Source organism: Pseudomonas sp. FG47 (assembly GCF_057809115.1).
Window position 1 is genome coordinate 25049 of the sequence record NZ_JBMDJI010000011.1, and the last position, 18633, is coordinate 43681.

The 18633-nt window shown below is 67.5% G+C and carries 20 protein-coding genes; 7 read left to right on the forward strand and 13 right to left on the reverse strand.

From position 1 onward, the window contains the following. Positions 1 to 183: 183 nt before the first annotated feature. The 12 genes from ACODS5_RS11250 to ACODS5_RS11305 are packed head-to-tail and all read right to left on the reverse strand — an operon-like array spanning position 184 to position 10804. Positions 184 to 831 carry a hypothetical protein gene (locus ACODS5_RS11250; RefSeq protein ID WP_489108693.1) on the reverse strand — a complete coding sequence of 216 codons (648 nt, stop codon included), beginning with the start codon at positions 829 to 831 and terminating at the stop codon, positions 184 to 186. Continuing rightward, a complete protein-coding gene (gspM, locus tag ACODS5_RS11255; protein ID WP_134691642.1) occupies positions 828 to 1214 on the reverse strand; it encodes a type II secretion system protein GspM in 387 nt (128 codons plus the stop codon). The genes ACODS5_RS11250 and gspM overlap by 4 nt, the downstream gene beginning before the upstream one ends. Beyond that, positions 1211 to 2287: a type II secretion system protein GspL gene (locus ACODS5_RS11260; protein ID WP_489108694.1), complete on the reverse strand. Its 1077-nt coding sequence runs from the start codon at positions 2285 to 2287 to the stop codon at positions 1211 to 1213. Before ACODS5_RS11260 ends, gspM begins: the two co-directional genes overlap by 4 nt. Continuing rightward, positions 2284 to 2874: a prepilin-type N-terminal cleavage/methylation domain-containing protein gene (locus ACODS5_RS11265; RefSeq protein WP_489108695.1), complete on the reverse strand. Its 591-nt coding sequence runs from the start codon at positions 2872 to 2874 to the stop codon at positions 2284 to 2286. The genes ACODS5_RS11260 and ACODS5_RS11265 overlap by 4 nt, the downstream gene beginning before the upstream one ends. Then, positions 2871 to 3239, reverse strand: a complete 369-nt coding sequence (locus tag ACODS5_RS11270) for a type II secretion system protein (protein WP_134691645.1) — start codon at positions 3237 to 3239, stop codon at positions 2871 to 2873. The genes ACODS5_RS11265 and ACODS5_RS11270 overlap by 4 nt, the downstream gene beginning before the upstream one ends. Beyond that, on the reverse strand, positions 3236 to 3691 hold the full coding sequence (gspH, locus tag ACODS5_RS11275; protein WP_489108696.1) for a type II secretion system minor pseudopilin GspH: 456 nt from the start codon (positions 3689 to 3691) through the stop codon (positions 3236 to 3238). Before gspH ends, ACODS5_RS11270 begins: the two co-directional genes overlap by 4 nt. Before the next feature lies 1 nt (position 3692). Further along, a complete protein-coding gene (gene gspG, locus ACODS5_RS11280) occupies positions 3693 to 4127 on the reverse strand; it encodes a type II secretion system major pseudopilin GspG (RefSeq protein ID WP_489108697.1) in 435 nt (144 codons plus the stop codon). A gap of 14 nt (positions 4128 to 4141) precedes the next feature. Continuing rightward, positions 4142 to 5338, reverse strand: coding sequence for a type II secretion system inner membrane protein GspF (gspF, locus tag ACODS5_RS11285; RefSeq protein ID WP_489108698.1), 1197 nt, complete (start codon positions 5336 to 5338; stop codon positions 4142 to 4144). A 2-nt stretch (positions 5339 to 5340) separates the two neighbouring features. Then, positions 5341 to 6789 carry a GspE/PulE family protein gene (locus ACODS5_RS11290; protein ID WP_489108738.1) on the reverse strand — a complete coding sequence of 483 codons (1449 nt, stop codon included), beginning with the start codon at positions 6787 to 6789 and terminating at the stop codon, positions 5341 to 5343. Further along, positions 6789 to 8738 carry a type II secretion system secretin GspD gene (gspD, locus tag ACODS5_RS11295; protein WP_489108699.1) on the reverse strand — a complete coding sequence of 650 codons (1950 nt, stop codon included), beginning with the start codon at positions 8736 to 8738 and terminating at the stop codon, positions 6789 to 6791. Before gspD ends, ACODS5_RS11290 begins: the two co-directional genes overlap by 1 nt. 3 nt (positions 8739 to 8741) lie before the next feature. Next, positions 8742 to 9161 (reverse strand): pilus assembly protein PilZ, encoded by a 420-nt coding sequence (locus tag ACODS5_RS11300; RefSeq protein WP_489108700.1) that lies wholly within the window; start codon positions 9159 to 9161, stop codon positions 8742 to 8744. Continuing rightward, on the reverse strand, positions 9158 to 10804 hold the full coding sequence (locus ACODS5_RS11305) for a bifunctional UDP-sugar hydrolase/5'-nucleotidase (protein WP_489108701.1): 1647 nt from the start codon (positions 10802 to 10804) through the stop codon (positions 9158 to 9160). Before ACODS5_RS11305 ends, ACODS5_RS11300 begins: the two co-directional genes overlap by 4 nt. A gap of 206 nt (positions 10805 to 11010) precedes the next feature. On the opposite strand from ACODS5_RS11305, the gene ACODS5_RS11310 reads away from it, so the two are divergent. Beyond that, positions 11011 to 13062 carry a PhoX family protein gene (locus ACODS5_RS11310; RefSeq protein WP_489108702.1) on the forward strand — a complete coding sequence of 684 codons (2052 nt, stop codon included), beginning with the start codon at positions 11011 to 11013 and terminating at the stop codon, positions 13060 to 13062. A gap of 235 nt (positions 13063 to 13297) precedes the next feature. Here the strand turns inward: ACODS5_RS11310 and gspK are convergent, their stop codons facing one another. Beyond that, positions 13298 to 14263, reverse strand: coding sequence for a type II secretion system minor pseudopilin GspK (gene gspK, locus ACODS5_RS11315; protein WP_489108703.1), 966 nt, complete (start codon positions 14261 to 14263; stop codon positions 13298 to 13300). Positions 14264 to 14398: 135 nt separating this feature from the next. Between gspK and tatA the strand changes: the two genes are divergently transcribed. From tatA to ACODS5_RS11345, 6 genes are all read left to right on the forward strand, one after another. Then, positions 14399 to 14617, forward strand: coding sequence for a twin-arginine translocase TatA/TatE family subunit (tatA, locus tag ACODS5_RS11320; RefSeq protein WP_134691654.1), 219 nt, complete (start codon positions 14399 to 14401; stop codon positions 14615 to 14617). Next, positions 14617 to 14904: a Sec-independent protein translocase protein TatB gene (gene tatB / locus ACODS5_RS11325; RefSeq protein ID WP_489108704.1), complete on the forward strand. Its 288-nt coding sequence runs from the start codon at positions 14617 to 14619 to the stop codon at positions 14902 to 14904. The genes tatA and tatB overlap by 1 nt, the downstream gene beginning before the upstream one ends. After that, positions 14904 to 15638, forward strand: a complete 735-nt coding sequence (gene tatC, locus ACODS5_RS11330) for a twin-arginine translocase subunit TatC (RefSeq protein ID WP_489108705.1) — start codon at positions 14904 to 14906, stop codon at positions 15636 to 15638. The genes tatB and tatC overlap by 1 nt, the downstream gene beginning before the upstream one ends. A 129-nt stretch (positions 15639 to 15767) precedes the next feature. After that, a complete protein-coding gene (locus tag ACODS5_RS11335) occupies positions 15768 to 16499 on the forward strand; it encodes a GntR family transcriptional regulator (RefSeq protein ID WP_134691657.1) in 732 nt (243 codons plus the stop codon). An 11-nt stretch (positions 16500 to 16510) separates the two neighbouring features. After that, entirely contained in the window at positions 16511 to 17599 is a 1089-nt protein-coding gene (gene nagA / locus ACODS5_RS11340) for an N-acetylglucosamine-6-phosphate deacetylase (RefSeq protein ID WP_134691658.1), read from the forward strand. Continuing rightward, complete coding sequence (locus ACODS5_RS11345; RefSeq protein WP_134691659.1) at positions 17596 to 18618, forward strand: SIS domain-containing protein; 1023 nt, start codon at positions 17596 to 17598, stop codon at positions 18616 to 18618. Before nagA ends, ACODS5_RS11345 begins: the two co-directional genes overlap by 4 nt. Positions 18619 to 18633: the final 15 nt, after the last annotated feature.

Sequence of the window (18633 nt, forward strand, 5' to 3'; positions counted from 1 at the left end):
GTTCTTCCTGCATCGATCCGAAGAAGACGAGGCATCACAGACTAAGCAGGCAAAAGGCTTTTTAAACAAACCAATCGGTTATTAATTGGCCTCAATCGCATGAAAATTCTTACAGCTCAGCGACAGTGCCAGACCTTTCGAGTTGATGGATTCGAATAAATCAATAACGCCTTCGAGCACGACTCACCAGCGAACCTCCCGCTGCCCCCGCAGGGCGTCCACACCCAGCCACTGCACACCCCGCAACACCGGCGTCAGCGCCGCATCAGGCCGCACCTCGATGTTCAAGCGCGCCCGCCGCGCCAGCAGGTCGGCATCCAGCGCCAGCGCATGCTGCCCAGCCAGCCCCAGGTTGCCTGTCAATCGCCACCCGCCCTGGCAGGTCATTTCGATCGCGCCCTGGCCCAGGCCCAGCGACCAGGGCTCGGCCAGGGCCAGGTCATTCACCGTGATTCGTCCACTCGCCGCCTGGCACACCCGCCCCGCGCCCTGTACCTGCAACGCCCCTTGCCAGTGCCCGGCCAGACGATAGCCCTGCGCCGTGCTGGCTTGCCCACCCAGCGTCGCAAGGCTACCCTGCCAGCGCCAGGGCCAGCCGCTGATACGCGCCTGCCATCCCTGCCCCTGGAAGCTGAACGCGATATGCGCCTGCATGCGCCATGGCTGCAGTTCCCACCTCAGTGGTCCGACCGCTCCCCACTGGCTCGCCTGCCCCTGCCACAGGCTACCGACCACGCCTTGCGCCGGCAGCCCCAGCCAACTGACCGGCAGCTCGGCCAGCACAGTCAGGCAGAACACCAGGCACAGCCAGGCCGCGCCGCGCCGGGTCATGGCCGCACCTGTACAACGAAACGCAAGCCATCAGCTTCGCGCGCCAACGCCCATTGCAGCGGCTGCGCGCCGTCTTCACGCAGGGCTTGCAGCCAAGCTTGCAGGGCCTGGGCCTGGGTAACCTTGCCACGAACCTGCCAGCCCTCACCTTCGGGCTGCACCTCGTCCAGGCCGATGCCTCGGGCCTGGGCCGACTGGCGCAGACGCTCCAGGCTCAGCTTTGGCGACGCGCGCAGCCCAGCCACCGACTCGGCGAGCACCCGCCACTGTTGCAAGTCGCGCCAGTAGCCCAAGCCCTCGCGCAGCGCCAAAGCAAACACCAGCAGCGCCACCACCCCCCACGCCAGCGACAGCCGCTGGCGCTGCAACCATTGCCGATTCATGACGCTGCTCCCAGCTCGAACACCACCTGGCGCGCATCGTCCTCGACCCGCACCTGCGCGCCAACCGCCTCGGCCATTGCCTGCCAGGGCGCCGCCTCGCCCTCCCCATCGAGGGACAACCGCCAACGCTGGCCGTCGTAGTCCAGCGCACGCAATCGCCAAGCGGGGTGATCGGCCAGCCAACCCTGCACATGGGCTTGCAAGCCCTCGAGCTGGGCCAGACGCACCTGAGCGTCCTGCTGAGCCTCGCGCAGCCGCCTGAGGGCCTGGGCCGCCTGGCCTGGCGTGGCTCGCTCAGCGGTCAGCGCCACTACCTGATCGCGGTACAGCTGGGCCTGACGCCACTGCTGGGTGCACCACAGCCCACTCCAGGTGGTGGCCAGTAGCAGGCAGGCCACTGCCAGGCGCTGCTGGGCAGTAGACCAGCGAGGGCGCGCACGGCCGCGGCGAGCCTCGAACAGGCCTGGCAAGCCATCGAGGCGGGCCAAGGTCTGCGGCCAGTTGCCCGTCACGCTGCGTCTCGTCCCTTGCAAGCCGTCCAACGCAGGCATCATGCCTAGTTGCCGAGGCCAGGCCAGCCAATGTGCCCTGCCCTGCTCATCGCGCCCTTGATAAAGCTCCGTTTCCCCACGCTGCCACTGCCAGACTTCGCCCTGCTCGGGGTCGGGCAACAACTGAAACTCAGCCCAGCAGCGCTCCAGCGCCAAACCCCATGCGTCGCATTGCCCACGCCATTGGGCCACCAACAGGTTGCTGACTGCCCATAAGCGCAGCTGCCCGACGTGGCGACCGATGCTCGCGCACGCCACCTCGTCGCTGGCCTGAACCAGCCGCTCTTCAAGCAGCAAAGGCCACTCCTCACGCTTGAGCCCCGGCGGCGCGGCAAGCTGGAAATGGCTGCAATGCTCGGCGGGCACGATCAAGGCGACGCGCGACTCGAGCCCGACCGGGGGTTGGCCCCGGCCTTGTCGCGCCGCAACGCCCTGCTCGACCAGCAACCAATCCCAGACCGCGCCGGGACGTACCAGCAACCAAGGCCGGGCCGGAACACGGCGTCGCCAATCAAGTTTCATGAACGTCCCCAAGGCAGAACGAAGGTGCAGGCAAAGGGTGCTCCATCACGGACTAACTCCACGCGCACGCCACGTCCGGGGTGCGTCGGTTGATCGGAAGGCCAGGCCAGCCAACGGCCGGACTGGTAATAGAGGACGCCCATGGCGCTGACCCGTTCCAGGCGCTCACGCGCCACCCAATGGGGCAGCGATGCCGCATACAGGTCCGCCGAGGTTTCCAGTAGCAGGCGTTGCTCACGCGCCTCGAAACGCAGGCGCTGGCGCTGCAGACGCGAACCGCCCTCGGCCTGCGGCCAGGCCGCGGCGGCCACCCATAGCAGTTGCTGGCGGTCGGGCTGCCAGTCGAACCAGCGCACCGCCAGCGGCAGGCGCTGCTCGTACAGACGGCGCAGCAGCGGGCTGTCGAAGCGCCGCTCCAGGGCCAGGCAGAAGTCCAGCACGCCGGTTTCCCGAACCTGCTCATCGAGCCGCTCGCGCACCTTCAGCCAGCCGTTGACCAGCGCCGACAGCATCACCCCGAGCAAGGCCGTGAGGGCCAGGGCCACCAGCAGTTCGATCAGGGTCATGCCCGCCTGGCGCCGTTTCATGGCCGCTCCAGGAACACAGTGAACTGCCCCAGCGGCAGGCGCTGGTCACGATCGGCATGCAACAGCAGTTCGCCACGGCGCAGGTCGCGCACATTGGTACGGCGCAACTGCAACTGCCAATGACAGGCCTGCCCGCCCTGCACCAGCACGCCGTTGTCCTGGTTGCTCGCTGGCCAATACTGCTCGACCACGAAGCGTGCCTGCAGCTCACGGGCGCACAGCAGGCCCAGGCGATGCTGCTGCACGGTTTCCTGGACCGCCAGGCGCTGGCGCAGGACCTGGCTGGTAATCACCGCCAGGACGGCGGCGATGCCCAGGGCCACGCTCACCTCCAACAGGGTGAAGCCGCGTTGCCGGCGCTTCATGGCATCGCGCTCACGCGCAACTGCCCGCCGCGGTCCCAGTCCCAGCGCTGACCGCCCTCGGCCCAGCGCCAGCGCACAGTGCCCGGGCGTGACCAGCCATCGGGGGTGAACAACAGCGCTGGTGCCTGGCTGGCTGCCCAGTCCGGCCGCAGGCCCTTGGGCCAATCACCCAGTGCCACGCTTTCCACCTGCCAGTGCTCGCCTTGCCGACGGACGAACTCGGGGCGTTGGCCGTTCCAGCGCAGCCCGCGCAACTGCCCGGCATGGCGCGCCAGGTCAGCCTGGGCCACGGTGGCGGCAGCCAGGCGATCGAGTGCTTGGTCGACACTGCTTCTGCCGCTGTCGAGCCAGGCCACGGCCAGGGTGGTCATCAAGGCGGCGATGGCCAGCACCACCAGCAGTTCGAGCAGGCTGAAACCGCGCTGGAGGGAGTGGGCCTCAGGCTTGATCAACTCAGAGCGCCCAGTTGCCCAGATCGGCATCCAGCCCTTCGCCGCCCGGCACGCCATCGGCGCCCAGCGAATACACATCGACCCGACCATGCTCGCCGGGCATGCGGTACTGGTACGGGGTGCCCCACGGATCTTCCGGCAGGCGGCGGATATAGCCGTCACTGCGCCAACTGCGTGGCAGCGGTTCCTGGGTCGGCTTCTTCGCCAGCGCCGCCAGGCCCTGTTCGTTGCTGGGGAAACGCAGGTTGTCCAGGCGGTACATGTCCAGCGCCTGCTCCAGGGTCGCGAGGTCGGCCATGACTTTCTGCTTCATGGCCTTGTCCTGGTTGCCCAGCACGCTGGGCGCGACCACGGCGATCAGCAGGCCGATGATGAAGATCACCACCATGATTTCCATCAGCGTGAAGCCCCGCTGACGGTTAGCTCGTTGCAGCATCGATGTTCTCCTAGTCACAGTTGCAATCCCTGGTTGAGCTGCATGATCGGCAGCAGCACCGCCAGCACGATGAACAGCACCACGGCGCCCATCACCAGGATCATCAGCGGTTCGAACAGCGCCATGGCGGTGTCCACCTGGCGGGCGAAGCCGCGTTCCTGGTCGTCGGCCACCCGTTCGAGCATGTCGGCCAAGGTACCGCTGGCCTCGCCGCTGCCGACCATGTTCACCAGCAGCGGCGGAAATTCCCCGGCGTTGTCCAGCGCCCGCTGCAGGCTGGTGCCACCCTGAACCTGCTGGCGCACCTGCTCCATGGCCGCGCGGATGCGCCGGTTGCCGACCGTCTCGGTAGCCACCTGCAAGGCTTCGAGCAGGGCCACGCCGCTGCCGCAGAGGATCGCCAGGCTGCGCGCCAGGCGCGCGCTCTCCAGCACTTGCAGCAGCACGCCGATACGCGGTAGGCGCAGCAGCAGGTCGTCGCGGCGCAGGCACCAGTGCGGCTTGCGCAGCAGCCAGCCGCCCAACAGCGTGGCCAGGATCGCCAGTGCCAGCAGATAGGGGCCGGCCTGCACCAGCCCCTGGCTCAAGCCGATCAGTAGCGACGTGATCAAAGGCAGGCTCTGCCCGGAGTGGGCGAACTGCTCGGTGAGCTTGGGCACCACGAAGGTCATCAGGCCGACCACCACGGCCAGCGACACGCCCATCAGCACCGCCGGGTAGATCAGCGCGGTGCGTGCCTTGTGGCGCTGGCGCTGCATTTGTTCGAGATGATCTGCCAGACGGCTCAGTACCTGACCAAGGCGCCCGGACCGCTCGCCGGCCTCGACCAGCGCGCAATACAAACCGGTGAACGGCGCGCCCTGTCGCGCCAGGCTACGCGCCAGCCCCAGGCCCTCGGCGAGGGAACCGCGCAAGGCCACCAGCACCGCGTGCAAGGCCGGCTGGCGCAGTTGCCGCTCCAGTGTGGCAAGGGCATCGACCAGGGGGATGCCAGCGCCAACCAAGGTCGCCAATTGGCGGGTCAGCTCGCACAGTTGGCCGCGGGTCGGGCGCTGACGACGTGGCTGGGCGCTGTCGTGACGTTGCAAGTGCCGGGTGAACAGCCCCTGCTCGCGCAGCAATTGCCGCGCATGGCGCTCGCTGTCGGCCTGCACGCTGGCCTTGTGCGTCTTGCCGGCAAGATCCACGGCCTGGTAGCGATAGGTCGGCATGGCTAGCCCTGCACCACGCGCAGCACTTCGGCCAGGCTGGTCTCGCCACGGGCCAGGCAGTCGCGGGCCTCAGCCACCAGGCTCTGCCGGCGGCCATCCAGGTAGGCCTGCATGGCCAGTTCGCTCTCGCCGTCGTAGAGCAAGGCAACCAAGCCAGCATCCAGCTCGATGAACTCGTACAGCCCCAGCCGGCCGACATAGCCGCTGCCCTGGCAGTGCTCGCAGCCAACCGGGTGAAAGCTTTCGCGCAGGCTGCCCAGTTCCGGCCACAGTTCACGCTCGGCGCTTTGCAGCGGCTGCGCCACCGCGCAGGTGCACAGGCGCCGCACCAGGCGCTGGGCCAGCACCCCACGCAGGCACGAGGCAATCAGGAACGGCTCGATGCCCATGTCGCGCAGGCGGGTCACCGCGCCGACGGCACTGTTGGTATGCAGGGTCGACAGCACCAGATGCCCGGTGAGGCTGGCCTGCACGGCGATCTGCGCGGTCTCCTGGTCGCGGATCTCGCCCAGCATGATCACGTCCGGGTCCTGGCGCAGGATGGCGCGCAAGCCACTGGCAAAGGTCAGCCCGGCACGCGGGTTGATGGCGGTCTGACCGATGCCGGCGATGGCGTACTCCACCGGGTCCTCGACGGTGAGGATATTGCGGCTGCCGTCATTCAGGCTGTTGAGGCTGGCGTACAGCGTGGTGGTCTTGCCCGAACCGGTGGGGCCGGTGGACAGCACGATGCCGTTGGGCCGTGCCAGGCATGAACGCACGCCACGCAGCACCGCGGCGGGCATGCCCAGGTTGTCCAGCGCCAGCAGGCTGGCCTGCTTGTCGAGCACGCGCATCACCACCCGCTCGCCATGGATGCCGGGCAAGGTCGAGACCCGCACATCCACCTCGCGCCCAGCGGCGCGCAGGGTGATACGGCCATCCTGGGGCTGGCGCTTCTCGGCGATATCCAGCCGCGCCATGACCTTGATCCGCGACACCAGCATCGCCGACAACGCCCGTGGCGGGCGCAGCACCTCGCGCAGATGACCGTCGATGCGCAGGCGCACCACCAGGCTCTGCTCGAAGGTTTCGATATGGATGTCTGAGGCGCGCAAACGCAGGGCCTGGCCGAACAGGCCATTGATCAGGCGGATCACCGGCGCTTCGTCATCGCTTTCCAGCAGGTCCTCGATGCGCGGCATCTCGCTCATCAGGCTGTCCAGGTCGACCTGCTCGCCGATGCCTTCGATCAAGGCCTGGTTCGCCGCCTCGCCGGCCTGGTAAAGCTGGCCGAGGCGCTCGTCGAAGCGCGCGCTGTCGAGCTGCTCGATGCCTACCGGCTGGCCATGCACGCGCAGCAGTTCCTGCAATTGGTCACTGTCGGCGTCGCCGCGCAGCCACAGCTGCCAGCCGTTTTCAGCCGGTGCCATGGCCACCCCGCTCTGCCGTGCCAGGCGATATGGCAGCATCACCAGTCACCGCCTTCAAGGCGTGCCCGACTGGCGGGAAACACCTGCAGAAGCGGCAGGCCTTCAGCCAAGGCAGGCAGCTTGAGCGGACTGTTCTGCTGCAGGCTCTGGTACTTCTGCTGGCTGATCCCGGCCAGGCTCTCGCCGTCACGCAGGATGCGCGGGCGGATGAACACCATCAGGTTCTGCTTGGTGTTCTTGCTGGCGTCGGAGCGGAACAGCCGGCCCAGGTAGGGAATATCGCCCAGCAGCGGCACGCGCTGATTACTGGTGGCCAGCTCGTCGCTGATCAGCCCGCCAAGGATCACCAGGCCGTTGTCCTCGACCATGACCTTGGTCTTGATCTCGCGCTTGTTGGTAATCACGTCGCTGGCGGCGCTGGAGTCGGCGATCGACGACACCTCCTGGACGATGTCCAGGCGCACGCTGTCGTCGATGCTGATCTGCGGCTTGATGCGCAGCTTCACCCCGACTTCCTTGCGCTCGATGGTCTGGTAGGGATTGGCGTTGTTCTGGGTGACCGAGCCGGTGACGAACGGCACCTCCTGCCCGACCAGTATCGATGCCTCGGCGTTGTCCAGGGTCAACAGGGTCGGCGTGGACAGCAGGTTGAAGCCGCTCTTGCCCTTGAGTGCGTTGACCAGCATGGCAAAGTTGAAACCGCCGCCGAAGTGGCCGATACCGGCGGTGGCGCCAGTGGTGGCCGACAGCAGCTTGCCGAGTTTCTCGTTGTCGCCGCTGCTGGCGGCCCCGGCGATGCTGGCGATGTTCACCCCGTTGCCGCCGAAGTTGACGATGCCGGCGCCGAATTTCTCGTCGGCGAACAGCCACTGCACGCCCAGTTCCTGGGCGCTGCTGTCGGAGACCTCGGCGATGATCGCCTCGACCACCACCTGCGCCCGGCGAATGTCCAGCTGCTCGACGATGCTGCGGTAGGCGGCCAGCTCGCTGTCGGGGCCAACCATCACCACGGCGTTGGTGCCTTCCTCGTACTCCAGGCGGATACCCGAGTCGCTGGCCGCCGGGACGGGCGCATCCTTGCCCTCGCCTTCCGCCGCCGGCACCGTGCCAGCCTGGCTCAGGCCGCGCAGCACCTTGACCACCTCGGCGGCATTGGCGTGGCGCAGATAGATGACCTGGGTGTTGCTGCTGCGCCGACTGTCGCTGGGCCGGTCGAGCTGCGCCAGCAGCGCCCGCACCCGCTCCCGGCTGTCGGCGCTACCGCGTACCAGCAGGGCATTGCTGCGCGGATCGGCGACCACCTGGGCGGCATCGCTGCCCTGCTCGCGGGCCAGCAGGCGGGTCACCAGGCCAGCGGTGTCGGCGGCGCTGGCGTGCTTGAGCGGCATCACCTGCAACGGCTCGTCGCTGACCTGGTCGAGCTGGCGCAGCAGGCTGTCGATGCGCTCCAGGTTACTGCGCCAGTCAGTGACCACCAGCAGGTTGGCCGCCGGATACGGGGTGATCACCCCGACCCGTGGGTCGATCAGCGGCTTGAGGATACCGAGCATCTGTTCGCTGGCGGCGTTGCGCACATTGAACACACGGGTGGCCACGCCGTCGCTGCCTTCGGCCTTCTTGCCGGCGGTTTCCACCGGCACCGGCTCCAGGCGCGCGGCTTGGTCGGGGACGATCTTCACGCTACCGTTGGGCAGGTCCACCGCGGCAAAACCCTGGGCGCGCAACTGTGCAAGGAAGATGTCGTAGATAGCGTCGGCGTCATGCCGATCCACCGTGCGCACGGTGACCTTGCCCTGTACCCGGGGGTCGACGATGAAGGTGGTGCCGGTGATGCGCGACACGCTGTCGATGAACTCACCGAGCTCGGTGTCGACGAAGTTCACCTCGTACAACGGCGTGCCGTCGTCGGCGAACACCTCCGGCTCTTCGGCCCGGGCCAGGGACATGCCGAGCATCAGCAGCCCGACCAGACAGTACCTTGCGATCATCATTCATCCTTGGCGCTTTAAGCCGGTCACGGCGGGGCGTGGTGGCCAGGGCAGGCGCTCGCGCCGGCCGTTGTTGTCGAAAATCAAGCCATCGGCGTCGATGTCCTGCAGCACGATGCCCGGCGCCAGGCGCTGGCCACGGCCGAGGGTGCGCACCTGCTGGCCGTGCCGCAGTACCACCACGCTGGCCGACAGCGGCTGGGCCTTGAGCCCACCCAGGTAGACCAGGGGCAAGCGAGTGAGCGGGATGCTGCCGTCGTCCAGCGGCGCCTGCCAATGCTCGACCAGCAAGCCGGGCAACGGCGCCAATACCTGCTGAGGCGCGCTAGCCGGCTGCGGCTGACGGCTCAGCAGCAGCACGCACTGCGCCGCCAGCCAGCCGGCCAGGGTCAGCAGACCGAAGCTGAACAGCCGCGAGGTCACGCGGCCACCTGGTGCGGATGCCAACCGGGGTGGCCCTGCACGTAGCGCACGGCTGGCAGTTGCAAAGGCGCCAAGGCCCAGCCCGGAGTCTGTCGGCTCAGCCAGGCTTCCAACGTCTGCCACAGCGGCGCGCCGGCCTGGGCATCGAAATGCAGACCGAAGGTACGGCACAGCCCTTCGACCGGTTGCAGGCCGATGATGCGCTTGCCGTTGGGGCTGTAGCTGACCTGCCAGCCCTGGCTTTGCCAGCGCGGCAGGTCCTGGCTGTTGTCCAGCAGCAACGGATCGCCGAACAGCTGCTCGGCGGCGTTTTCCAGCACCTGCTCGACCTGGCGCGCCGGGGCCTCGACCACCGGGGCGGGATAGCCGCCAGTCAGGCTGATCAGATGCTCGCGGGTGATCGCTTCACCGGCTTGCAGAGGGTAGTCGTAACGCAGACCGGGCAGCAGCACCGGCATGCTCGAGTCGTCGGCCAGGGCCTGGTGCAGCAGGCGGTCCCAGCTGCCGCCACGGGTATCGCGGCGCCACAGCGCCTCGGGGGCGTGCGCCAACGGCTGATCGAGCCAGGCGGCATAGCCACTGCGCTGGCGCTGCAACTCGCCGCGCAACAGGTTGGCGCGGGCCATCGCCTGAGGCCCGAGGCTGTGCTCGAAGGCCGGGAAGAAGCGCGCCTCGAACTGCCACTGATCGCCCGCCTGGCGGCAGCGCAGACGAAACGCGCCGCTGGCCCGGCAGCCAGCGAACAGTACCGGCACTCGGCGACCGCTGGCCTGAATGGCCTGCACGGGCGCCGGCCACAGGTCCTGGCCACGGGCACACAGCAGCACATCCACCTCCGGCACGCGCTCGGCCAGCCACAGCCCAGGGCCGGTGCCGACATCCGCCAGCGCCACCACCAGGTCGGCCTCGCGCCGGGCTTGCTGGAAGCTCGGTTGCAAGGATTGGTACCACTGTTTGAGGGAGGCTTTCTGATCCTGCGCATAAGGGTCGGTGACGCCGACCACGGCAATGCGCACACCACCACGCTGGAACACCTGCAGCCCCTTGACGCCCAGGGCCTTGGCCTGGGCATCGGCCAGGCCGGCACCGAGGGTAATAGAGGAAGACTGGCGATAGAGCCCGGCACTGCGCTGCGGCCACAGCACACGCTCATCGCTGCTGACCCGCACCTCGCTGCCCAGCAACTGGCTGCCCTGCACACCGCTTTCACCTTGGGTGAGGTAGGCCAGGCCGCTGCCGTTCCAGCATTGGCCGTTCTCCAGGGTCAGGCACTGCTCGCGACCCGCCTCGAGCCGCAGTTGCTCGAGCAGCGCCGCCAACACCGCGTAGCCGCCGGTGCGGGCCTGCCCGGCCAGATTGGCATCGAGCAGTGGCGCCAGCGCCGGCTGTCCGGCGCTGGCGTTCGGACCACTCATCCAGGGCGCCCGGCCCAGGTGGCTGACCGGCCCCAGCCGTGTAGCCGGCACCACGGCCTGGCCGGGTTGGCGGGCGTCGAGGGTATCGGCGACATACAGCAGGTCCAGCGCCCGGTCAGCCGCGCCACGGGGCATGGGCAAGGCCGAGCAGGCACCGAGCAACGGTGCCAGGGCACCGACACCCATCCAGCTGATCACTTCGCGCCTGCTTGCCATCGACTCCGCCATCCCTGTTCTCGTTGGGCCCCGGATATTGCGGCGCTTGCGTGACAGTTTGATGGCAGAAAACCGACGGTAATTCCAAAAGGTACTTGATTAAACCTTTAGTAATAGCCGCAAGTTTTAAACGCGCGTTAACAAATCTGACAATCAATCATCATACTTGCCGTCTACAGTCGCGGTTTCCTTCAACTCAGCCAAAAAAGGACACCCTGATGAGTCGAGACAGCGGCGATAACCTGGACCGCAACCCGAGCGGCAACCTGCCGATGGCCAGTGTCATGGACACTTACCTGAGCCGTCGCGCCGTGGTTCGCGGCAGCCTCGGCGCCGCCATCGCCATGATCGCCGGTGCCGGCCTGACCGGTTGCTTCGACAGCGGCGGTGGCTCCAACCACGATGATCCGGCACCGCCCACCACGCCAGAGAAACCCAAGCTCAAGCTGGGCTTCAACTCGATCACCGGCTCGCGTACCGACGCCTGCGTGGTCGCCGCCGGCTACAGCGCCTACGTCCTGGCGCCCTGGGGCACACCGTTGAACGCCACCGCCAACCCATGGAAGGCCGACGGCAGCAACAGCTCCACCGACCAGGCCAACGCCATGGGCATGCACCATGACGGCATGCACTTCTTCCCCATCAACGGCAGCTCCAGCGACGGCCTGCTGGCGATCAACTTCGAGTACATCGACACCGCCGCCCTGCACCCGAGCGGGCCCACCACCGTCGCCGGCAAACGCCCGGTCGAAGAGGTGCGCAAGGAGATCAACGCCCACGGCGCCGGCGTGGTGCGCATCAGCAAGGTCGCCGGGCGCTGGCAGGTGGTCGACAACGACCCGCTCAACCGCCGCTTCACTACCGTCTCGCTGATGGATATCGCCGGCCCGATGCGCGGCACCGACCACGTCAAGACCAAGTTCTCGCCCACCGGCACCCAGTGCCGCGGCACCAACAACAACTGCGGCAACGGCTACACCCCATGGGGCACCTACCTGACCTGCGAGGAGAACTGGCCCGGCATTTTCGTCAACAAGGGCACCCGCCCGGCCAACCAGGTGCGCATCGGCGTATCCAGCAGCAGCGGCCAGTACAAGTGGGAGACTGCCGCCGGTGACGCCAGCGAAGTGGCCGGCGAATTCGCCCGCTTCGACATCACCCCAACCGGCGCCAGCGCCACCGACGACTTCCGCAACGAAGCCAGCACCTACGGCTACATCGTCGAGATCGACCCCTACAACGCCGCCACCCTGGCCGTGAAGCGCACCGCCCTGGGCCGTTTCCGCCACGAAGGCTGCTGCCCGGGCCTGCCGGTGGCCGGCAAGCCGCTGGTCTGGTACACCGGCGACGACTCCAACAACGAGTACCTGTACAAGTTCGTCTCCGACGCGCTGTGGGACCCGGCCGACGCCAACCCGGCCGACCGCCTGGCCACCGGCGCCAAGTACCTGGACAAGGGCAAGCTGTATGTCGCCCGCTTCGATGCCAACGGCACCGGCGCGTGGCTGCTGCTCGACGTGGCCACCCCAACCACCGCCGGCAGCACCCTGGGGGCGCAGTTCGGCGACCTGCCGGGCATCATCCTCAACACCCGTGGTGCTGCCGACGCCGTGGGCGCCACACCGATGGACCGCCCCGAGTGGACTGCCGTCAACCCGCTCAACGGCGACGTCTACCTGACCCTGACCAACAACAGCGCACGCACCGCGGCCAAGGTCGATGCGGCCAACCCACGCGGGCCGAACCGCCACGGCCACATCATCCGCTGGCACGACAGCGACGATCACAAGACCTTCACCTGGGACATCTTCGTGTTCGGCGCCAACGCCGCCGGCACCCCAGACATCAACCGCTCGGGCCTGACCGAACTGAACCAGTTCGCCAGCCCCGACGGCATGAGCTTCGATAGCCGCGGTGTGTTGTGGTTCGAGACCGACAATGGCGAGGCCACCTTGACCAGCTACACCAACGACCAGTTGCTGGCGGTGATCCCCACCGACCTGGTGGATGCCAACGGCAAGCAGATCCCGGTCAACGCCACCAACCAGGTGGACCTGCGCCGCTTCTTCGTCGGGCCCAATGGTTGCGAGGTAACGGGCATTACCTTCACCCCGGACAACAAGACCATGTTCGTCAACATCCAGCACCCGGACAACTGGCCGAGCACCGACAAGGCCACCGACGTCACGCCGGCCGGCAGCTCGGTGCGGCCACGGGCCTCGACGGTGGTGATCCAGCGTGATGATGGCGGGGAGATCGGCACCGCCTGATTCGCCCCAAGCGCAGGGCCGCTCCCTCAAGGGTTTGCGTACACCTTGTGGGAGCGACTGTCTTGCTCAACTGCTAAAGCTAGCGCGGTCACTGTAGGAGCGGCCTTGCGTCGCGAAAGGGCTGCGCAGCAGCCCCGGCGATTTTGATGGTGGCTCAGAATCTGGGGCCGCTGCGCGCCCCTTTCGCGACGCAAGGCTGCTCCTACACAGATTGCGCACAACCTGCGATTGTCTGCTACCAGGCCACCGGCTCCCGCCCCCTGACCCGCACCTGCTGCGCCGGCACCCGCGCATGCCATTGCACCACGCCCAGCGCCTCGATCTGGAACTGGCTGCGCAGCGTGCGCCCCTCTTCCTCGAACGACAGTTGCAGGACGAAATGGCCGCTGTTGAGCAACAACCCTTCGCTTAGCCGGGCGAAGGTCTCGTCATCCACCGCCCCCAGCGCCTGGCGCAAGGCCGCGGCATCGACATACCCGGCCGCCGGGCGGCCACTGATCACGCGGCTGAGTATCGAACGGGAGAACTGTCCTTCGTACATCGCCTCCAGCAATGGCAAGTGCTCCAGCCCCAAGGCATTGGCATTGAGCCGCCAGCCGCTGGTCGACGGCAGCGCGCAAAGCATTCGATAGCGGCCTTGCCGACCACTGTCCGGCTCCAGCAGCAGGTTCAGTTCACTGGTGTCGAGCATGGGCTGGTTGGCCGCCAGTCGCGGTGGCTGCTGGCGCAGGTACTGGGCGCTCTCGGCGCCCTGCAGACGAGCATCGCTGTCGGCATCCAGCCAGTCGGCCAGGGCATCGACCAGCCGTTCGGCAGCCATGTCATCGCCCAACAGCTGGCGCAACTGGCGCTCGGCCCGTGGGCCATCCTCCCCCAGCAGGGCGTTGACGTTGAAGCAGCTGTGCTGGTCGATCACCCGCAACTGCGCCTCGCCGGCGCCAAAGTCGTAGGCCAGCGGCTGCCCACGCAGGGCCTGCCAGAACAGCGGGCTGGCGCGCCAGGCCGGATCACGCAGGGCCTGGGAGGCATAGGCCAGGCCAGCCTGCTCCATGGCGCGCACCTGCACCCGCTGGTGCAGCAGGCGCACCGCATCCACCTGGCGCCGGCCATCCTCCACCAGCCAGGCCAGCCCCGCCGCCAGCATCGCCAGCACCACCAGCACCATCAGCAGTGCCGCGCCCCGTTGTCGCCTGCGCCCCATCCTTGTCTTCCCGTGGCCGCTGAAAGCGCCAGTCAACACGCCGGTTGTTGCAGGCACATGGCAGTCATGTGCCCGTCATCTGCGCAGGGCAGGATTGGCCTTCCTTTTTCTTTGACCTGACAGGAGTGGTCTTACATGGGTGGCATCGGAATCTGGCAATTGGTGATCGTGCTGTTGATCGTCTTCCTGCTGTTCGGCACCAAGCGTCTCAAGGGGCTGGGCGCTGATGTGGGCGAGGCGATCCAGGGCTTTCGCAAGTCCATGGGCGGCACTGCCGACAACACTGTCGAGCAACAGCCGCAGGTGCTGAACAATCAGCCGGCGCAGCAGACGCAAACGGATCGTCAGGCCTGATGTTCGAGATCGGCTTCACCGAACTGCTGTTGGTGGGCATCGTCGCCCTGCTGGTGCTCGGCCCCGAGCGCCTGCCGGTGGCGGCGCGTAGCCTGGGCCGTGGGCTGGGCCAGGCCCGTCGGGCACTGAATGCGTTGAAGGCGCAGGTGGAACGGCAGATCGACATGCCCGCCCTGGATGCCGCGCCGTTGCAGCGCCTGGAGCAGGAGCTGCGCCAAGGTATCCAGCTCGACGCGACGCCGGCCAATGACCCGACGCCAGTCGCCCATGCCAAGGAGAGCGCTTGATGCCCCTCGCTCTCGACCAGGCGGCGCGCATGCCGCTGACCGATCATCTGCGCGACCTGCGCAAGCGCCTGGTGCGCTGCCTGCTGGTGATCGTGCTGGTGTTCTGCGGGCTGTTCCCCTTTGCCCAGACGCTGTACACGCACATTTCCGAACCGCTGCGCCGTTACCTCCCCGAAGGCGCCAGCATGATCGCCACCAGCGTCACCTCGCCGTTTCTGGCGCCGTTCAAGCTGACGGCGATGTGCGCGCTGTTCGTTGCCATGCCGCTGTTGCTGCACCAGGCCTGGGGCTTCATCGCCCCGGGGCTGTATCGCCGCGAACGGCGCATCGCCTTGCCGTTGCTGCTGTCGAGCATCGTGCTGTTCTACGGCGGCATGGCGTTCGCATTCTTCCTGGTGTTTCCGATGATGTTCGGCTTTTTCGCCAGCGTGACCCCGGAAGGGGTGGCGATGATGACCGATATCGGTTTGTACCTGGACTTCATCCTGGCGCTGTTTTTGGCGTTCGGCCTGGCCTTCGAGATCCCGGTGGCGATCTTCATCGTGGTCTGGGCCGGGCTCACTGACGTGGCCACGCTACGCCGCAGCCGGCCCTATGTGATTGTCGGCTGCTTCGTGGTGGGGATGGTCCTGACGCCACCGGATGTATTTTCCCAGACGATGCTGGCGGTGCCGATGTGGCTGCTGTTCGAAGTGGGGTTGCTGGCGTGCGGGGTGGTGCGCAGGGCTGGGTAGACCGATGGATTGCCAGGGCTGCTGCGCAGCCCTGAATCAAAAAATGAGATTCCTGATCAGACCAGTGGTATTGACCTGGTATTAAAGTGGTATTAATTTTCTACCAAACAACAATACCGGACACCGCCCATGCGTCCTCTATCGGCCCTGCGCCCCGACGACACCAGCGCCACCCCGCTCTACCTGCAGCTGGCACGCAACCTGGAGCAGGCCATCCACGCCGGCCAGTGGACCGCCGACCAGGCGCTACCCTCGGAGCGCACCCTCAGCGAAACCCTCGACATCTCCCGGGTCACCGCGCGCAAGGCGCTTGAGGTGCTGCTCGAACAAGGCCTGATCCAGCGCATCCAGGGCTCCGGAACCTTCATCACCCCACGCCTCGAACAACCCCTTTCACGCCTGTCGAGCTTCAGCGAAATGCTGCGCATGAAAGGCTTCGTGCCCAGCTCGCAGTGGCTGGAGCGCAGCATCGGCACGCCAAGCAGCGACGAACTGATCCGCCTCGGCCTGTCGCCCACTGACCAGGTGGCCCACCTCAAGCGCCTGCGCAAGGCCGACGACATCGTCATGGCGGTGGAGGTCAGCACCCTGCCCGCCCGCCTGCTTGGTGACCCACAGGCCATCGGCGATTCGCTGTACCAGCACCTCGACCAACTCGGCCGCCCGGTGGTCCGCGCCCTGCAACACATCCGCGCGATCAACGCCAGCGACGAACTGGCCGCACAGGTGGGCATCGCCCCCGGCACCGCCATGCTGCTGATGACCCGGATCGGCTACCTCGACGACAACACCGCCATCGAACTGACCGACACCTACTGCCGCAACGACTACTACGACTTCGTCGCCGAACTGCGACGCTGACCGGAGCCCCCATGGACATCGCCAACATCCTCACCCCCGACGGCTGGGTGTGCGGCCAACTGCACCTCGAAAACGGCCGCATACAGGCCATCGAGGGCACCCCGTGCGACCCGCTGGCCAACGACCTGCCCTACCTGTTGCCCGGTTTCATCGACCTGCATGTGCACGGCGGCGGCGGCAGCGACATCATGCAGGGCGGTGAGGCCTTCGCTACCATCGCCCGCACCCATAGGCGCTTCGGCACCACCTCGCTGCTGGCCACCACCATGACCGCGCCACGCGAGGAACTGGCCCGCGTACTGGCCGAACTGGGCGCGCACCTCAAGCAACCGCGCCAAGGCGCGCGCATTCTCGGCGTGCACCTGGAAGGCCCGTACATCAACCCCGGCAAGCTCGGCGCTCAGCCGAACTTCGCCCACCAGGCGCTGCTCGACGAAGTCGAGGAATACCTGGCCCTGGCGCCGATCAAGGTCATCACCATCGCCCCAGAAATCGCCGGGCACCTGCCGCTGATCCAGGCCTTGAGCCAGCGTGGCATCCGCCTGCAGATCGGCCACACCCTGGGCAGCTACGAGGAAGGCGTGGCGGCCCTGGAGGCCGGCGCCAGCAGCTTCACCCACCTGTACAACGCCATGAGTCCGCTGCACCACCGCGAGCCGGGCATCGTCGGCGCGGCCCTGGCCCACGCCCGCTACGCCGAGCTGATCCCCGACCTGCTGCATGTGCACCCCGGGGCGATCAAGGTGGCCCTGCGCGCGATCCCGTGCCTGTACTGCGTCACCGACTCCACCGCCGCCGCCGGCATGCCCGACGGCGAATACCGCCTGGGCAGCCACACCGTGACCAAGTGCCTGGGCGGCGTGCGCCTGCCCGACGGCACCCTGGCCGGCAGCACCCTGACCATGGACCAGGCCCTGCGTAACCTGGTGAAGATCGGCCTGCCCCTGGCCGAGGCCTCCGCGCGCCTGTCCCGCTACCCCGCCGATTACCTCGGCATCGCCGACCGTGGCCGCCTGCAACCGGGCGCCTGGGCCGACGCGGTGCTGCTCGATCGCCAACTGAACCTGACCGCCGTGATGGTCGAAGGAGAAACCGCATGAGCTCAAGGATGCTCGAAGAAGCCCGCAGCTGCGCCGATGTCGTCGAACGACAGAACCAGGCGCTGGACCCGCGCCTGGAAACCCTGAGCGAACAACTGCGCCGGCTCGACCCACAGGTGGCGCTGACCGTGGCCCGGGGCAGTTCGGATCACGCCGCCAGCTACTTCGCCTATGTCGCCATGCAGCAACTCGGCCTGCCGGTGGCCTCGCTGCCGATGTCGGTGGTGACCTTGCAGCAGGCGCCGCTGCGGGTGCGCGGCCAGGTGGCGCTGGGCTTCTCGCAGTCGGGCCAAAGCCCGGACCTGGTCGACAGCCTGCGTCGCCTGAACCAGTGCGGCGCGACCACCGTGTCGCTGGTCAATGCCGAGGGCTCGCCGCTGGAGCAGGCCTGCCAGCACCACCTGCCGCTGGGCGCCGGGCCTGAGCTTTCGGTGGCGGCGACCAAGAGCTTCGTCGCCACCCTGAGCGCCAGTGCTCGCCTGGTCGCCCATTGGGGCCAGGACCACGCCCTGCTGGCAGCCGGCCTTGCCCTGCCCGCGCAATTGCGCGAGGCCGCCGCCCAGGACTGGAGCCCGGCCCTCGACACCTTGCGTGACGCCGAACGACTGATGGTGATCGGCCGTGGCGCCGGCTTTGCCATCGCCCAGGAAGCGGCGCTCAAGTTCAAGGAAACCTCGGTGATCCAGGCCGAGGCCTTCAGCAGCGCCGAGGTGCGCCACGGCCCCATGGCGCTGATCGACGCCCAGTACCCGCTGCTGGTGTTCGCCCCGCGCGGCGTCGAGCAGGCCGGCCTGCTGCAACTGGCCGCCGACATGCGCCAGCGCGGCGCCCATGTGCTGCTGGCGGCACCCGCCGATATCGCCGGGCGCGACCTCACCCTGAGCTGCGCCGAACACCCGGCCCTGGACCCGCTGCTGGCGATCCAGAGCTTCTACGTCATGGCCGCGGCCCTGGCCGAGGCCCGTGGCCTCGACCCCGACCAGCCGCGCCACCTGAGCAAAGTGACCTGCACGCAGTGAAGCCGCGAGGAACAG

Coding starts and splice junctions, on each gene's coding strand:
- ACODS5_RS11335 (WP_134691657.1), top strand. CDS start 15,768: ATGCGTCCTCTATCGGCCCTGCGCCCCGACGACACCAGCGCCACCCCG.
- tatB (WP_489108704.1), top strand. CDS start 14,617: ATGTTCGAGATCGGCTTCACCGAACTGCTGTTGGTGGGCATCGTCGCC.
- gspK (WP_489108703.1), bottom strand. CDS start 14,263: ATGGGGCGCAGGCGACAACGGGGCGCGGCACTGCTGATGGTGCTGGTG.
- ACODS5_RS11305 (WP_489108701.1), bottom strand. CDS start 10,804: ATGGCGGAGTCGATGGCAAGCAGGCGCGAAGTGATCAGCTGGATGGGT.
- tatC (WP_489108705.1), top strand. CDS start 14,904: ATGCCCCTCGCTCTCGACCAGGCGGCGCGCATGCCGCTGACCGATCAT.
- ACODS5_RS11345 (WP_134691659.1), top strand. CDS start 17,596: ATGAGCTCAAGGATGCTCGAAGAAGCCCGCAGCTGCGCCGATGTCGTC.
- ACODS5_RS11265 (WP_489108695.1), bottom strand. CDS start 2,874: ATGAAACGGCGCCAGGCGGGCATGACCCTGATCGAACTGCTGGTGGCC.
- ACODS5_RS11250 (WP_489108693.1), bottom strand. CDS start 831: ATGACCCGGCGCGGCGCGGCCTGGCTGTGCCTGGTGTTCTGCCTGACT.
- ACODS5_RS11270 (WP_134691645.1), bottom strand. CDS start 3,239: ATGAAGCGCCGGCAACGCGGCTTCACCCTGTTGGAGGTGAGCGTGGCC.
- ACODS5_RS11260 (WP_489108694.1), bottom strand. CDS start 2,287: ATGAAACTTGATTGGCGACGCCGTGTTCCGGCCCGGCCTTGGTTGCTG.
- ACODS5_RS11310 (WP_489108702.1), top strand. CDS start 11,011: ATGAGTCGAGACAGCGGCGATAACCTGGACCGCAACCCGAGCGGCAAC.
- gspM (WP_134691642.1), bottom strand. CDS start 1,214: ATGAATCGGCAATGGTTGCAGCGCCAGCGGCTGTCGCTGGCGTGGGGG.
- ACODS5_RS11290 (WP_489108738.1), bottom strand. CDS start 6,789: ATGCTGCCATATCGCCTGGCACGGCAGAGCGGGGTGGCCATGGCACCG.
- nagA (WP_134691658.1), top strand. CDS start 16,511: ATGGACATCGCCAACATCCTCACCCCCGACGGCTGGGTGTGCGGCCAA.
- gspF (WP_489108698.1), bottom strand. CDS start 5,338: ATGCCGACCTATCGCTACCAGGCCGTGGATCTTGCCGGCAAGACGCAC.
- tatA (WP_134691654.1), top strand. CDS start 14,399: ATGGGTGGCATCGGAATCTGGCAATTGGTGATCGTGCTGTTGATCGTC.
- gspD (WP_489108699.1), bottom strand. CDS start 8,738: ATGATCGCAAGGTACTGTCTGGTCGGGCTGCTGATGCTCGGCATGTCC.
- gspG (WP_489108697.1), bottom strand. CDS start 4,127: ATGCTGCAACGAGCTAACCGTCAGCGGGGCTTCACGCTGATGGAAATC.